Source organism: Hymenobacter fastidiosus (genome assembly GCF_039539565.1).
GTDB lineage: Bacteria > Bacteroidota > Bacteroidia > Cytophagales > Hymenobacteraceae > Hymenobacter > Hymenobacter fastidiosus.
This window is the reverse complement of the sequence record NZ_BAABDJ010000024.1, coordinates 1-13,229: the sequence shown is the minus strand read 5'-3', so window position 1 is coordinate 13,229 and position 13,229 is coordinate 1. Positions and strand designations below refer to the sequence as shown.

13 protein-coding genes are annotated in these 13,229 nt (G+C 62.9%); 5 read left to right on the top strand and 8 right to left on the bottom strand.

Going from position 1 to position 13,229, the window contains the following annotated elements:
• Nucleotides 1-54 precede the first annotated feature (54 nt).
• From ABD833_RS11735 to ABD833_RS11725, 3 genes are all read left to right on the top strand, one after another.
• Complete coding sequence (locus ABD833_RS11735) at nt 55-714, top strand: protein-L-isoaspartate(D-aspartate) O-methyltransferase (protein ID WP_345073188.1); 660 nt, start codon at nt 55-57, stop codon at nt 712-714.
• 162 nt (nt 715-876) lie between these two features.
• Nucleotides 877-1,395, top strand: coding sequence for an acyl-CoA thioesterase (locus ABD833_RS11730; protein ID WP_425553641.1), 519 nt, complete (start codon nt 877-879; stop codon nt 1,393-1,395).
• A gap of 114 nt (nt 1,396-1,509) precedes the next feature.
• Nucleotides 1,510-2,358, top strand: coding sequence for a hypothetical protein (locus ABD833_RS11725; protein ID WP_345073186.1), 849 nt, complete (start codon nt 1,510-1,512; stop codon nt 2,356-2,358).
• A 298-nt stretch (nt 2,359-2,656) separates the two neighbouring features.
• On the opposite strand, the gene ABD833_RS11720 is transcribed toward ABD833_RS11725, so the two are convergent.
• The 8 genes from ABD833_RS11720 to ABD833_RS11685 form a co-directional block, all read right to left on the bottom strand.
• Nucleotides 2,657-3,790: a redoxin family protein gene (locus tag ABD833_RS11720; RefSeq protein ID WP_345073184.1), complete on the bottom strand. Its 1,134-nt coding sequence runs from the start codon at nt 3,788-3,790 to the stop codon at nt 2,657-2,659.
• A gap of 402 nt (nt 3,791-4,192) precedes the next feature.
• Entirely contained in the window at nt 4,193-5,650 is a 1,458-nt protein-coding gene (gene gatB, locus ABD833_RS11715) for an Asp-tRNA(Asn)/Glu-tRNA(Gln) amidotransferase subunit GatB (RefSeq protein ID WP_345073183.1), read from the bottom strand.
• Between the two features lie 433 nt (nt 5,651-6,083).
• Nucleotides 6,084-6,872: a TonB family protein gene (locus ABD833_RS11710; protein WP_345073182.1), complete on the bottom strand. Its 789-nt coding sequence runs from the start codon at nt 6,870-6,872 to the stop codon at nt 6,084-6,086.
• 325 nt (nt 6,873-7,197) lie between these two features.
• The gene (locus ABD833_RS11705; protein ID WP_345073181.1) at nt 7,198-7,512 is read right to left on the bottom strand and encodes a hypothetical protein; all 315 of its coding nucleotides are present in this window, start codon (nt 7,510-7,512) and stop codon (nt 7,198-7,200) included.
• 69 nt (nt 7,513-7,581) lie between these two features.
• Complete coding sequence (locus ABD833_RS11700) at nt 7,582-8,106, bottom strand: hypothetical protein (RefSeq protein WP_345073180.1); 525 nt, start codon at nt 8,104-8,106, stop codon at nt 7,582-7,584.
• A gap of 58 nt (nt 8,107-8,164) precedes the next feature.
• Entirely contained in the window at nt 8,165-8,665 is a 501-nt protein-coding gene (locus tag ABD833_RS11695; protein ID WP_345073179.1) for a hypothetical protein, read from the bottom strand.
• Between the two features lie 45 nt (nt 8,666-8,710).
• Entirely contained in the window at nt 8,711-9,535 is an 825-nt protein-coding gene (locus tag ABD833_RS11690; protein WP_345073178.1) for a hypothetical protein, read from the bottom strand.
• Between the two features lie 14 nt (nt 9,536-9,549).
• Entirely contained in the window at nt 9,550-10,602 is a 1,053-nt protein-coding gene (locus tag ABD833_RS11685) for a prohibitin family protein (protein ID WP_345073177.1), read from the bottom strand.
• Between the two features lie 230 nt (nt 10,603-10,832).
• On the opposite strand from ABD833_RS11685, the gene ABD833_RS11680 reads away from it, so the two are divergent.
• Nucleotides 10,833-12,317 (top strand): NADP-dependent isocitrate dehydrogenase, encoded by a 1,485-nt coding sequence (locus ABD833_RS11680; RefSeq protein ID WP_345073175.1) that lies wholly within the window; start codon nt 10,833-10,835, stop codon nt 12,315-12,317.
• Nucleotides 12,318-12,410: 93 nt separating this feature from the next.
• Complete coding sequence (locus ABD833_RS11675; protein WP_345073174.1) at nt 12,411-13,085, top strand: TetR/AcrR family transcriptional regulator; 675 nt, start codon at nt 12,411-12,413, stop codon at nt 13,083-13,085.
• The last annotated feature ends 144 nt before the right edge of the window (nt 13,086-13,229 follow it).

Genomic DNA, 13,229 nt, shown 5'->3' with positions numbered 1-13,229 from the left:
AACCGCCGACGACCTGCTTCCCCCTGCTTATGGCCCGCCCTCATTTTCCTGCCCATGTCCGCTGACAGCTACCGGCACCGCGGCCAGCGCCGCGCCCTCGTGGCAGAGCTGCGCCGCAAAGGCATCGTCGACGAGCGGGTGCTGATGGCCCTGGCCACGGTGCCGCGCCATTTATTCTTCGAGCCGGCTTTTCAGGAGCACGCCTACCAGGATAAGGCCTTCCCCATCGGCGAGGGTCAGACCATCTCCCAGCCCTACACCGTGGCCTACCAGACCGCGCTGCTCAGCCCGCGGCCCCAGGATCGGGTGCTGGAAATCGGGACGGGCTCGGGCTACCAGTGCGCGGTGCTGCTCCAGCTCACGCCCCACGTGTGCAGCATCGAGTTCAACCCCGTGCTGTTTGAGCGCACCCGCCGCCGGCTGGCCCTGCTGCACCAGGCGGCCCACCTGTTCTGCGGCGACGGCTCGGTGGGCCTGCCCCCGCACGCCCCCTTCGATAAGATTCTCGTCACGGCCGGCTCGCCCACTATTCCGCGCGCCCTGCTCCAGCAGCTGCGGGTGGGCGGAGCCCTGGTTATTCCGGTCGGCACCGAGCAAACCCAGCGCATGATGCGGGTGACGCGGGAAAGTGAGGCCGGCTTCGTGAGCGAGGAGTTCGAGGAGTTCCGCTTCGTGCCGCTGCTGGGCCAGGCGGGGTGGGGGATTAAGAATTAAGAATTAAGAATTAAGAATTAAGAATTAAGAATTGGGTACGGCGGCTCTGACCGAGGCGGCTGGGGCAACTGCTAATTCTTAATTACTAATTCTTAATTCTTAATTCCCCGCTCAGCGGGAGCTTATCTTTGCGCCACTTACCCCTGAAGAACTTCCCGCATGATGCGTAAACAGAAGCCCGTGAAAGACTCGTTCGTGATTATGACCGAGCTGGTGCTGCCCAACGATACCAACACGCTCAACAACCTGATGGGCGGCCGCATGATGCACCTGATGGACATTGCCGCCGCCGTGTCGGCCCAGCGCCACTCCAACCGCATCGTCGTTACGGCCTCCGTCGACAACGTCTCGTTCCGCGACCCTATCCGCCTCGGCAACGTGGTCACGCTCCAGTCGCAGGTTACCCGTGCCTTCAGCTCCAGCATGGAAGTCCACATCGACGTGTGGGCCGAGGACATTCCCAGCGGCACCAAGGTAAAAAGCAACGAAGCCTTCTACACCTTCGTGGCCGTGGACCAGTCGGGCCGCCCGATTGACGTGCCGGAAGCGGTGGCGGAAACGGAGGAAGAAATCCGCCTCTACGACGGCGCCCTGCGCCGGCGGCAGCTGCGCCTGGTGCTGGGCGGCCGCATGAAGCCGCAGGAAGCCACGGAGCTGAAGTCGCTGTTCGACATCAATTAATGCTGAAGGCTGAACTATGAATTGACACCCGCGGCGGCTCCTGCCCGAGCCGTGGTTGACTTGCTTCTCTCCTTCCGGTTCCTGATTCTTAATTCTTAATTCTTAATTGACTTCATGGAGCAGGCATCACTGGCTTTCTTTCAGAATTTCTACACCAACGTGTCGCTCTACGTGGTGACGGAGCCGGAAACGACGGCATCAGCGCCGGCGGTGGTGACGGGTGCGGTGGTGACAACTGAGGCTGTTGTTGCTTCGGTAGTAGTCCCGGTCGTAAATCTTCCCGCGGCCGGCAGCCCGCCGCCAGCTTCTGTTAGACCAGTACCAGCCCAACCAGCGCCGCCACTCGCGGCCGCGCCAGCAGCTCCTGCGCAAGCCGCGCCGCCCGCCGCCGCGCCGGTAGTTGCTCCGCCGCCCACCGCCATTCCGATACCGGACAAGCAGTCGTTGCTGGCCGGGCTTATGCCCAGACCCGCCGTAGCGGTACCAGCGCCCGCGCCGGTTCAGCCCGCGGCGCCCGCGCCGGAAGCGGCTCCCGCCCCGCCCCAGCGCACGGCTCCGCCCCTGACGCAAACGCCCTACTCCACGCTCGGCAGCAACGCCCAGGGCCTGGTAATTCTGGTTCGCATGGACCCGGTGCGGTTTCAGCGCCTGCCCAAAAACGTGTTCCTCAACAACCTGCTCAAAGCTATCCGCCTGATCGTGGAAGACGTGGTGATTGTCAACGTGGAGTCGCCCCTGCCGGTGGCGCTGAGCACCCTGCGCCAGAAGCTGGCCGCCAAGCAGGTTATCGGCTTCGGCAAAAACCTGCTCGACGTGGCCGTGTACAAAACCCAGCTCTACGAGCCCGTGCTGCTGGTCAACGACCTGGCCTACCTGCCCGCCGCCGAAATCGAGCTGCTGGAAGAAGACAACAGTCGCAAAAAGCTCCTCTGGGGGGCCATGCAGCGGATGTTTCTGGGTTAGGGGCTGGTTGGTTGTTGGTTGTTGGTTGTTGGTTTTTAGTTGTTGGTTTTTAGTTGTTGGTTGTTGGTTGGTTGTTGGTTGTTGGTTCGGCTGTCATCCTGAATGCAGCGAAGCGGAATGAAGGACCTTCCTCGGACAACCTACCAGCCATTATCAATGCAAAAGCCCTTTACCGTTGCGGCGGTAAAGGGCTTTTCTCCTTTCAAAAAGCTTCCAGTGGCAAAGAGGAAGGTCCTTCGCTGCATTCAGGATGACAGCCGAACCAACAACCAAAAACCAACAACCAAAAACCAACCCCCTACTTCAACACCGACGCCAGCTTGGCTTCCAGGGCCTCGCCGCGCAGGTTTTTGTCGATGATGCGGCCCTGGGGGTCGAGCAGGATGGACAGGGGGATGGACTTCACGCCGTAGGTCTGGCCGGCGGCGCTTTCCCAGCCTTTCAGGTCCGAGACGTGGGTCCAGGTCAGGCCATCGGCCTGAATGGCCTTGAGCCACTTGCCCCGGTCCTGATCGAACGACACACTGTAGATTTCGAAGCCCTTGTTTTTGAAGCGTTTATAGGCTTTCACCACGTTGGGATTTTCCTGGCGGCAGGGTCCGCACCACGAAGCCCAGAAGTCAATCAGCACGTACTTGCCGCGCAGGCTGCTCAGGGCCACGGCTTTGCCATCGGGGGCCAGCAAATTGATTTCGGGAGCCACGGCGCCTTTGGCCGTTACGCGCAAGGGGGCGAGCCGGGCCACCAGCGCTTTGGTGTAGCGCGAATCGGGCATCGTCTTTTTGAACTGGGTCGCCATCGAGTCCACGAAGGGAAACTGCTCGTCGGGGTTCAGCAGGTTGCCCACGGCAAAGGCCGATACCACCGAGGCGGGGTTGGCCCGCACCAGCCGCTTGATATCGGCCGCGGCGGCCGTCTGCACGGCGAAGTACTGGTCTTTGAGCAGCTGCAGCGAGTCGGTGCGGCCGGCCTGGGCATTCTGGCCGTAGCGTTGCTCCACGGCCGCTATCCGCCGCTTCGACTGCATCATGCTGCGGTTGAGCTGCTGCCACACTTCCGAGTCCCGGGAACCCTGCACGGTGTAGTTCTCGGTGAGCTTGTTGGCATCGCCGGACAGCTGCACCTTGCTCTGGTTGTCCAGGGCCAGCAGCACCTGGTTGGCATCGTTGAGCTTCACCTGGTAGAGACCGGGCTCGGTGGTCGTGCCCTGCAGGCTGAACTTGCCCTGAGCGTCTACGGTGGCGGTATCGCGGGAAACAAACTGGGTTTCGCCCAGCTCGGCCAGGTACACCTTGGTGCCGGCCGGCGCGTTCGTGAGCTGCCCGCTCACCTGATAGCCGGCCCCGGTGGTAGTAGCCGTGGTTGGGGTGGCCCCCTTGTTACAGGCATTGGCCATGGCCAACACGCTGCCGATCAGCAAAAGACTCTTCATAGGTCGTGGTTTCATCTCGAATTGACGGGCAAGCTACGGGCTCACGAACCGTTGAGGATAAGGCAAGGACAGGAAACAAAGGGGCAAGTTGCCAAATTCGGAACATATCCGGCGGCCCGCACCCCGGTTCAACTCAACCTGCCGGGCGCAGGTTCCCGCCGCTACAATAGCTGACGCAGACGTTTCCCCGGGGCCTCCCCCGCCGGTTGCATCCCGCCGGGTCCATAAGCCCGCAGTGGTGCCACGACTTTTTGGTCGTGGTACCACTATCGTTGCACGACAACGGGCCCACTATCAGCACCGTAGCCCGGAAGGCCCTGTCGTGGTACCACTATCGTTGCACGGCAGGCAGGCATCAGCGACGATAGTGGTACCACGACTTTGAGTCGTGGCACCACTGCGTTACGCGTCCAGGTGCTGGCGCAGCAGCTGGTTGGCCAGCTTGGGGTCGGCCTTGCCGCCGGTGAGCTTCATCAGCTCACCCATGAACATGCCCGTCAGGCTCTTTTTGCCGGCCCGGTACTCCTCTACTTTGGCCGGGTTGGCGGCCAACACCTGCTGAATCATGGCTTCCAGCGCGCCGGCATCCGACTGCTGAAGCAGGCCCTGGGCTTCGGCGGCGGCGGCGGCGGTGTGGGTCGGGTTGTCGAGCAGGAACGGGAACAGCTGCTTGGAAGCTACCGAGTGGCCCACTTTGTTCTCGTCGATGAGCTGGATGATATCGGCCAGGTGCCGGGGCGTGAGCGGGAAGTCGGCCAGGGTAATGGCGCGCTCGTTCAGATACGACTTCACCGGGCCCTGCACCCAGTTGGCCGCCGCCTTGGCGTTGGGCGTGAGCCGCGACACCTCATCGAAGAACAGGGCCACCTCCTTCTGGTCGGTGAGCACCGAGGCATCGTAGTCCGACAGCCCCAGCTCGCCGGTGAAGCGGGCGTAGAGCTGCTGGGGCAGCGCCGGCAGGGCCGCCTGAATTTCGTGCAGCCAGGCATCGCTGATGATGAGCGGCGGCAGGTCGGGCTCGGGGAAGTAGCGGTAGTCGTTCAGCGTTTCCTTGCTGCGCTGGGCATTGGTGGTGCCGGTGGTCGCGTCGAAGCCGCGGGTTTCGCTGTCGAGCGTGCCGCCGGCTTCCAGAATCTCAATCTGCCGCTCAATCTCGTGCTCGATGGCGCGCTGCACGTTGCGGAAGGAGTTCATGTTCTTCACTTCCACCTTCACGCCGAACTGGGCGGCCCCGTGCAGCATCACCGACACGTTGGCGTCGCAGCGCAGGGAACCTTCCTCCATGTTGCCGTCGCAGATGCCCAGGTACACCACCAGCTTCTTGATTTCGGCCAGGTAAGCGTAGGCTTCGTCGGCGTTGCGGATGTCGGGCTCACTCACGATTTCGATGAGCGGCACGCCGGCGCGGTTCAGGTCTACCAGCGTTTCCACCTCCCCGGCCAGGTGCATCGATTTGCCCGCATCCTCTTCCATGTGGATGCGCGTGACGCCGATTTCCTTCACCGAGCCATCGGCCAGCCGGATCGGGACGTGGCCGGCGGTGCAGATCGGGGTTTTATCCTGGGTGATCTGGTAGCCCTTGGGCAGGTCGGGGTAGAAGTAGTTTTTGCGCGCAAACAGGTTGTCGCGGGTGATGTGGCAGTTGGTGGCCAGGCCCATCTTCATGGCAAACTCCACCGCCGTGCGGTTCACCCGGGGCAGCGTGCCGGGGTGGCCCAGCGTAATCACGCTCAGGTTGTTGTTGGGCAGGGCGCCGTATTCGTTTTCGTCCGAAGAATACATCTTGCTCCGCGTGAGCAGCTGCGCGTGTACTTCCAGGCCGATGACGGGCTGGTATTTGGCTTTGATGTTCTCGTCCATAAATCACAGATTTCCGCACTCTTCGCGGCGGATGGCGCTGGTTACGGCTGCTAAGGTACTCGATGGACCGGTTTTTATGCGTTAGTGGGCTTCAGCAAATAGCTGGGTTAAGATTATTTGATCCTGCGAGCAATAAGCTCAATCCACGAATCTGAAAGGGGAATCAGAAGTTGCGGCCCAAGTTCTTGCTGGCCACGTCGTTCGGACCGGGCCTGTCTTTGCGGGCAATCAGGTCCTGCATTTTCGCCCACTGGTCGCGCGGCACCCCAAGGAAATAGGGCGCTAAGCGCCGTAGTCAGGAGCACAGGCAGCTCACCATTGCGCTTGCCCGGCCAATACTCCTGTCTGGCGGGCCTTTGGCCGCTTTCGTGCCAGGGAGTCATTGAATCGTGGTGCCGCATCCGGGGCCGCCCCGGCTTTTTAAGCCTCCCTCCTACAATCCCAGCCGCCGCAGGGTTTTCAGCGTGGCCGAAGCCTTGAACGTGATGGGCACGGTCATATCAATGGGCACCCGCTCCCCGTCGACGCGGCCGGGCTCGAAGGCCGGCAGCTGCCGCACGGCGGCCACGGCGGCGGCATCGAGCAGGGCATTGCCGGGCTGGGGCACCCGCACCTGGGTTACGTCGCCGCGGGCCGTCACGATAAAGTGGACCAGCACCCGGCCCTCGGCAGCGTCGCGCCCCGCATCCGGCGGATACACCACGCGCTGGTTGATGGCGGCAATCAGCGCCTCATTGCCGCCGGGAAACGCAGGGTCCTGCTTCAGCGGCACGTGGGGCTCGATCAGCTGGCCATCGGGGCCCAAGTACTGGCCCTTTATCAGCCGGCCGTGGTCGTAGAGGTCCTTGCGCTTGAGCGTGCCGTTGGGGTAGTAGGTGAGCAGGTAGCCGTCGATCAGGCCGTCGTCGGCCACGTAGCGCAGCTTGGTCAGGCCACTGGGGTAATAATCCTGCACGAGGCCCTGAATCCGGGCCTTGCGGAAGTTGGCGTAGGTGACTACTGAGCGCTGCTGTCCGCTGGGATAATACAGGTCCCAGGTGCCGCCCTCGGGAGAAGTGTAGTGCCTCACGCGGGTGTAAGCGCCCTTATTGCCCGCCGGGACTTTCACGTAATCCACGTCCAGGTAGTCGATCAGCGAATCGGGCAGGCACTTCTGCTGAGCCTGGGTAGTCAGGCTGGTCAGCAGCGCGGTTATTGCTAATAACGTCGTGGCACGATTCATTACCAAATAAGCAAGCATAGATAAGTAGAATAAAATCAGCCGAATACCCGGTCGGTAAGGCAGCTATGACGGCGGATACTTCAGTGCCCAAGCCAGAAGGTAATCCTTGTAGGACGTACGCACTTGGTGGTAACTTACGACAAAGCCTGATTTTATGGTGACGCAAGCAACCCAACGGCCCAAACTATCTATCAGGCGCACCAACAGCAGTGGGCACCCTACTTGCGCTAACTGCTCGCCAAGCCCCTCATTCCTGCCCCGTTTCCCGCAAGTGCGTAAATCCTAGACTATTCAGGAACAAGACTATTGTGTTCAGCAGGCCGAATCAAACGGCGCAGAGCTGGCGCACCCGGTCGGCTTCGGCATCGTTGACGTGGGTGACGGGCGTGGCATAAATGCGGAAGTCATTGCCGGGGAAGTGGGCCTGCAGCAACAGCTCGATGCGACGGTAGAGCAGGGCCTTGGTCAGGAACAGCACCCGGTACAGGGGCTGGGTGCCGATGGTGCCGTCGGCGGCCAGGCAATGATTACCGATGGCCTCGTCGAGAAACACATCCGTGGCCAGGTGCTCAGTTAGCACCAGGTGGGTAGCGGTTTGCGCGTGCTGCGCGCTCAGCGTGAGCAGGTTGAACAATATCATGGGAGGCGCAAAAAATGGGTATGCAATGAGCAAGGATAACCGGCGGCCGGGTTCGGCGGGAGCCCGGCACTAGCGGCCGGGCGCCCGGCGCACCTTGTAAGGGGCCAGGCTGTGCAGGATGTGCTGTACCAAGGGTTCGTGGGTCATAAAGGCGTCGGGGGTGCCCGAAACGCAGACCAGCAGCACATGGCCCCGGTGCCGGGCGGCCAGCGCATCGTAGCGCAGCAGCTGGCCGTCGTGGCTGCCCGTACCGGTCGTTTCCAGGAACTGAATGCCGTTGTAGGTGGTAGCGAACTGCTTATTAACCGTGATGCCAAACTGCTCGGCCAGGTGGTGGAGGGCCTGATCGGGCGTCATGCGGGCGGCGGCCCCGCGCAGCTGGCTGATGTAGAGCATCATGTCCCGGCCGGGGCTTAAGTGGGTGAGGGCGACCATGGTGTCGTTGGTCTGGCGCACCTGGTCCCAGCCGGCCGGCACCTGGTACTGCAGCTGGTACTGGGGACTGTGGACGGACTCATAGTGTATTTCGGGTTCGGATTGGGCCCGCAGGCCCAGCGGCAACAGCAGGGCGAGCAGCAGGAGCAAAGATTTCATGGCGATACGCGAAAAAAGGGTGGTAAAAAAAGTGAAAAAGCGAGCCGCTTAGGGGCACTTACTTGCCCCTAAGCGGCGTGAGGCTATCCAGTACCCGGTGCAGCAGCGGGGCCTGGGTGGTAAAGGTGGCGGGGGTGGCGTAGAAGTACACCACCAGCACGTGGCCCTGGTAGGTGGTTACGCGGGCGTCGTAGCGCAGCTCGCGGCCCCCGACGAAACAGGTGCCGGTGCTCTCCAGAAAGTCGAGGCCGTGGGACGACACCCGGTGCTCTTCGTGGCGGGTGGCGCCCAGGTGGCGCAGCAGCCGCTGCAGGGCGCGGGCGGGCGGCAGCGCGGCGTGGCGGCCCCGGAGCTGGCCCACCCACAGCCGGGCGTCGTCCTCGGGGCTGTGGTAGCGGAGCACCTCCACCGAGTCGGTGCGCTGGTGCGTCACGGTCCAGTGCGGGGGCACGGCGTATTTCACCTGGAAGGCACGGTTCTGGACCGGTTCCAGGTCCTGGGCCACGGCGGGCAATCCGGGCAGCAGCAACGCGAAAAGCAACAGCAGCAAACGGCACATGGCGCAGAAGGATTAGGAGATGAAAGAGAGAAAGTTGCGGCCCACTCAGAGCGGGCCGGGCGGGGCATCGTCTTCGGCGTCGTAGCCGAGCAGGTTCAGCTCGAACACCACCCCGGCCCGGTTTTGGCTGCCGGGGTTGGGCAGCAGCACGCCCAGGCAGAGCTGCACCCGCCGGGTGGCCAGGTAGTTGATGCCCAGCACCGACACGCTGGTGGCGTTGCGGCCCGAGACGAAGTCGCCCATGAGCAGCAGCTTTTTCGATACCGGGTATTCGGCTCCCAGCAGCACTCCGGCCCGGTTGCCGGCTCCCAGCGTGCCCCGGTCGGAGAGGTAGGGGCCGGCCACCACCTTCACGTGGTGCCGCGGGCTCCACACCCAGGTGTTGTAGCTGAAGTGGGTGAGCCGGCGGCGGGCCCCGCCGAAGCGGAGCGGGTTGGTGCCGACCTGGGTGCCCAGGCTGGTACTAAGCGCGGGACCGACCACGAAAAACTTCTGCCCCGTGAGCTGCACCAGCGGCTTGAGCGGTCGGCCCGGGTCGTCGCGGTTCACGGTGAACACGTCGCCACGGTTGCGGAAATCCATTTTGAGGTTGAGCACGTTCAAGCCTGCTTCCCAGCCCCGGCCCAGCCCGTACACGAAGTGATTTTTCGATTCCAGGTCCCCGAGGCCGTACACGTTGGTCTGATGCTGGTAGAACACCTTGCCGCGCGGGGTGAGGTCGCCGGCCGGGATGTTGAACAGGTTCTGCTGCGCCCGCGCCGGTTGCGCTAGCCCCAGCAGCAAAGCCAGCCCGAGCCACCACGCCGGCGGGGCCCCGGAATACCGGCGGGGTCCGGCCGCCCGGGGCGGCGACCGGGATGAGGTGCGCAAAAAAACAGGTAGGGTCATTCGGCCAGCATGTTGACGATAGGCGTGTTGCCACCGCCGGTAATGATGGTTTTCGCGTTCTGCGACTTCGCCAGCTCCCGGAAGGCCTCGATGGACTTGTACCGGAGCACGGCCGGGCTCAGGTCGCGGTGGATGAGCTGGTTGGTGAAGCGCACGGCCTGCGCCTCGATGCGCATGGCCTCGGCCTTGCCCTGGGCCTGGATGATGGCGGCTTCCTGCTCGCCCGTGGCCCGCACCACGGCGATGCGCTTCTGGCCCTCGGCCTCAATCACGCGGCGCTCGGCGTCGCGGGTTTCGCGCTGCTTGAGAAACTCCATGCGCAAAGCCTCCTGCTCCGATTCGAGCTTGTCCTCAATGGCCTTGGCCAGGCCGGCGGGCAGGGTAATGTTCTTGAGCAGCACGTTCTCAATCTCGAAGCCGCGGGTGGTGAGCACCCCGTTCATCTGCGTGAGAATAGCCTTCTCAATCGCCGAGCGCTCGGCGCTGTACATGTCCTTGGCGAAGTAGCGGGCGCACACGTCGGCGGCGGCCGAGCGGAAGACGGGTAGAATCAGAATGTTCTCGTACGCGAGGCCGGTGGTTTGCAGGATGTTGGGCACCTGGTCGGCCTTCACGCGGTAGAGAATGGAAATGTCGGAAGCAATGGACAAGCCTTCCTTCGAGGGCAGGCTCGAGCGGATTTCCAGGTTCTGGGTCGTGACGGGCACCTTGATGATGGTCGTCAGGAAAGGGTTGAACGCCTTCGGGCCCGACACCACGATTTGCTGGTCGAGGCGGCCGAGCGTGCGCTTCACGCCCACCTCGCCCTGGCGCACCGTGGTACAGCTGCTCAGCGCCGTGGCCCCGGCCAGCAGCAGCAGCACCAATGGCCGGCGGAGCGTCATCAGGGAACGGTGCAGGCTGTAAGAGCGGAACGTTTCCAGCAGCACGCGCACCTTTTCGCGGCCCAGCACCTTGTTCACGGCCGACGCCGGGAGCGCGAGTATGGGGCGCAGCGTAGCGAACGGCCGCCTTATCAACCGGGGGCGGAAAACAGGGAGCTGTATCATGGTGGATGAAAATTAAGTTAAACTACCATTATTAGTAGTTTTACTATTATATACCAGAGTCGGGATATTAAGGTTGCAGCAGCCACTAATTATTTTTAGTAAAGCTTCCGCGATAGATTATCCGACTTCTTTTTTGAGAAGTAAAACTATTATTTAGAAAAGTGTGGCTAAATTTGCAACTACCGGGCCCGGTTGGTCCGTGGTCATTCCTTCACTACACTTCCCCCTTCATGCAGCCCAAAACCCTCATCACGGTAGCCGTCGGCGACGGCATCGGTCCCGAAATCATGACCCAGACCCTGCGGATACTGGAAGCCGCCGGGGCGGCGCTGGAGCCGGAATTCATCGAAGTCGGCGAGCAGGTATACCACGCCGGCTACAGCTCCGGCATCCATCCGGCCGCCTGGGAGTCGTTGCGGCGCACGCGGGTGCTGCTTAAGGCCCCCATCACCACGCCGCTGGGCGGGGGCTACAAAAGTCTGAACGTGACCTTGCGCAAAACCCTGGGCCTCTACGCCAACGTGCGGCCCTGCCGCTCGCTGCACCCGGCCGTGGCCACCCGCCACCCCAACCTGGACGTGGTCATTATCCGCGAAAACGAGGAGGACCTGTACGCCGGCATCGAGCACCAGCAAACCCCCGACGTGGTGCAGTGCCTCAAGCTGGTGTCGCGGCCCGGCTGCGAGAAAATCGTGCGCTACGCCTTCGAGTACTGCCGGCAGCACGGACGCCGCAAGCTCACGTGCATGACCAAGGACAACATCATGAAGCTCACCGACGGCCTGTTTCACCGGGTGTTCATGGAAATCGGGCGCGAGTACCCCGACATCGAGCAGGACCACCAGATTATCGACATCGGCACGGCGCGGCTGGCCGACACGCCCGAGCGCTACGACGTGGTGGTGACGATGAATTTGTACGGCGACATCATTTCCGACGTGGTGGCCCAGCTCACGGGCTCGGTGGGGCTGGCCGGCTCGGCCAACGTGGGCGACCACGGGGCCTTGTTTGAGGCCATCCACGGCTCGGCCCCCGACATTGCGGGCCAGAATGTGGCCAATCCCTCGGGGCTGCTGCAGGCTGCGGTGCTCATGCTGGGCCACTTGGGCCAGCACGACGTGGCGGCCCGCCTCCACAATGCCTGGCTGTGCGCGCTGGAAGACGGCCTGCACCCGGCCGACATCTTCCACCCCGAAACCAGCCAGAAGAAAGTCAGCACCGTGGAATTCGCGGATGCCGTGATTGCGCGCCTCGGCCAGGAGCCGCGGCAGCTGGCGGCCATGCCCGCGCGGGGAGCGGCGACGCCGGCCCCCACGGTTAGCCCCGCGCCCTTGTACGGCAAGGCCCCCGTGCAGCAGCAGCTGGTGGGCGTGGACGTGTTCCTGCGCTGGGACGGGAAGCAGCCCGCCGAGTTAGGCCGCCAGCTCGAAACCATCACCGGCCACCGGATGCAGCTCAAGCTCATCACGAACCGCGGGGTGAAGGTATACCCCGACGGCCACCCCGAGACGTTCTGCACCGACCACTGGCGCTGCCGCTTCGTAGCAGCCGATGCCCTGGTGGGCGACTCAACGCTCAAGTTTACCCCCGTGCCGTTCCTGGACGTGTTGGCCCTGCTGCACCGCCTGGTCGACAACCAGTTGTACATCATCAAAACCGAGCACCTGTATTTGATGGACGGCCAACGGGTTTTCTCGCTGGGCCAGGGCGAATAGCGCCGCACTCGGGGGGAAGAGGCCACCCGAACGCGCGGTAAACCGTTCCTTTGGGATGGGGTTTCCTTTCACGCACACTAGTCTTCCTTTTGTATGCACAACATCCTCCGCATCGACTTAAACGAAAAACTCTACCTGCGCGACCCTCAGGGCACCGATTTGGGCCGGCGGCTGGTGGCCGAAAGCGTGCTGCTGATTGACAAAATCGGCTTCGAGCAGTTCACTTTCAAGAAGCTGGCCCAACGGATGGAGTCCACCGAGGCCTCGCTCTACCGCTATTTCGAGAACAAGCACAAGTTGCTCGTTTACCTCGTGAGCTGGCACTGGGCCTGGCTGCGCTACCAGATCCGGTTTCACACCCACAACGTGCCCGACGCCCGCGAGCGGCTGCGGCTGATTCTGGGCATTCTCACCCGGGCCCACCAGGACGACCCGGTCACCACTCAGCTCGATGAGGCGGCCTTGTACCGCATCGTGGTGCACGAGGCATCCAAATCCTACCTGACCCGCGACGTGGACGGCGACAACCGGGAGGGACTGTTTCGGGAGTACAAGCAGCTGGCGGCCGGCATCGTGACCGTGGTGCAGGAAATTAACCCCGCCTACCCCTACCCCCACGCGCTGGTGAGCACCCTGCTGGAGTCGGCGCGCAAGCAGCTCTTCTTCGCCCAGCACCTGCCCTCGCTCACCGATGCCATCACCGGGGACGGGGTCGAAAACACCCTTCAAGCCTTCCTGACCCAAGTGGCTTTTGCCACCCTCGCCTAGCGGCCGCACCCGGCTCCGCTCTAAGTACCTGACTAATCCGACTCTCTTCCCCTCATGGCGGACCTGCCCCCTTTTTCCCTCACGCCCGGCCAGCGCCTGTGGCGGCTACTGGCCTCCGAGCGGCGCGACATCACCTACCTCTAC

Coding starts and splice junctions, on each gene's coding strand:
- ABD833_RS11735 (WP_345073188.1), top strand. CDS start 55: ATGTCCGCTGACAGCTACCGGCACCGCGGCCAGCGCCGCGCCCTCGTG.
- ABD833_RS11730 (WP_425553641.1), top strand. CDS start 877: ATGCGTAAACAGAAGCCCGTGAAAGACTCGTTCGTGATTATGACCGAG.
- ABD833_RS11725 (WP_345073186.1), top strand. CDS start 1,510: ATGGAGCAGGCATCACTGGCTTTCTTTCAGAATTTCTACACCAACGTG.
- ABD833_RS11720 (WP_345073184.1), bottom strand. CDS start 3,790: ATGAAGAGTCTTTTGCTGATCGGCAGCGTGTTGGCCATGGCCAATGCC.
- gatB (WP_345073183.1), bottom strand. CDS start 5,650: ATGGACGAGAACATCAAAGCCAAATACCAGCCCGTCATCGGCCTGGAA.
- ABD833_RS11710 (WP_345073182.1), bottom strand. CDS start 6,872: ATGAATCGTGCCACGACGTTATTAGCAATAACCGCGCTGCTGACCAGC.
- ABD833_RS11705 (WP_345073181.1), bottom strand. CDS start 7,512: ATGATATTGTTCAACCTGCTCACGCTGAGCGCGCAGCACGCGCAAACC.
- ABD833_RS11700 (WP_345073180.1), bottom strand. CDS start 8,106: ATGAAATCTTTGCTCCTGCTGCTCGCCCTGCTGTTGCCGCTGGGCCTG.
- ABD833_RS11695 (WP_345073179.1), bottom strand. CDS start 8,665: ATGTGCCGTTTGCTGCTGTTGCTTTTCGCGTTGCTGCTGCCCGGATTG.
- ABD833_RS11685 (WP_345073177.1), bottom strand. CDS start 10,602: ATGATACAGCTCCCTGTTTTCCGCCCCCGGTTGATAAGGCGGCCGTTC.
- ABD833_RS11680 (WP_345073175.1), top strand. CDS start 10,833: ATGCAGCCCAAAACCCTCATCACGGTAGCCGTCGGCGACGGCATCGGT.
- ABD833_RS11675 (WP_345073174.1), top strand. CDS start 12,411: ATGCACAACATCCTCCGCATCGACTTAAACGAAAAACTCTACCTGCGC.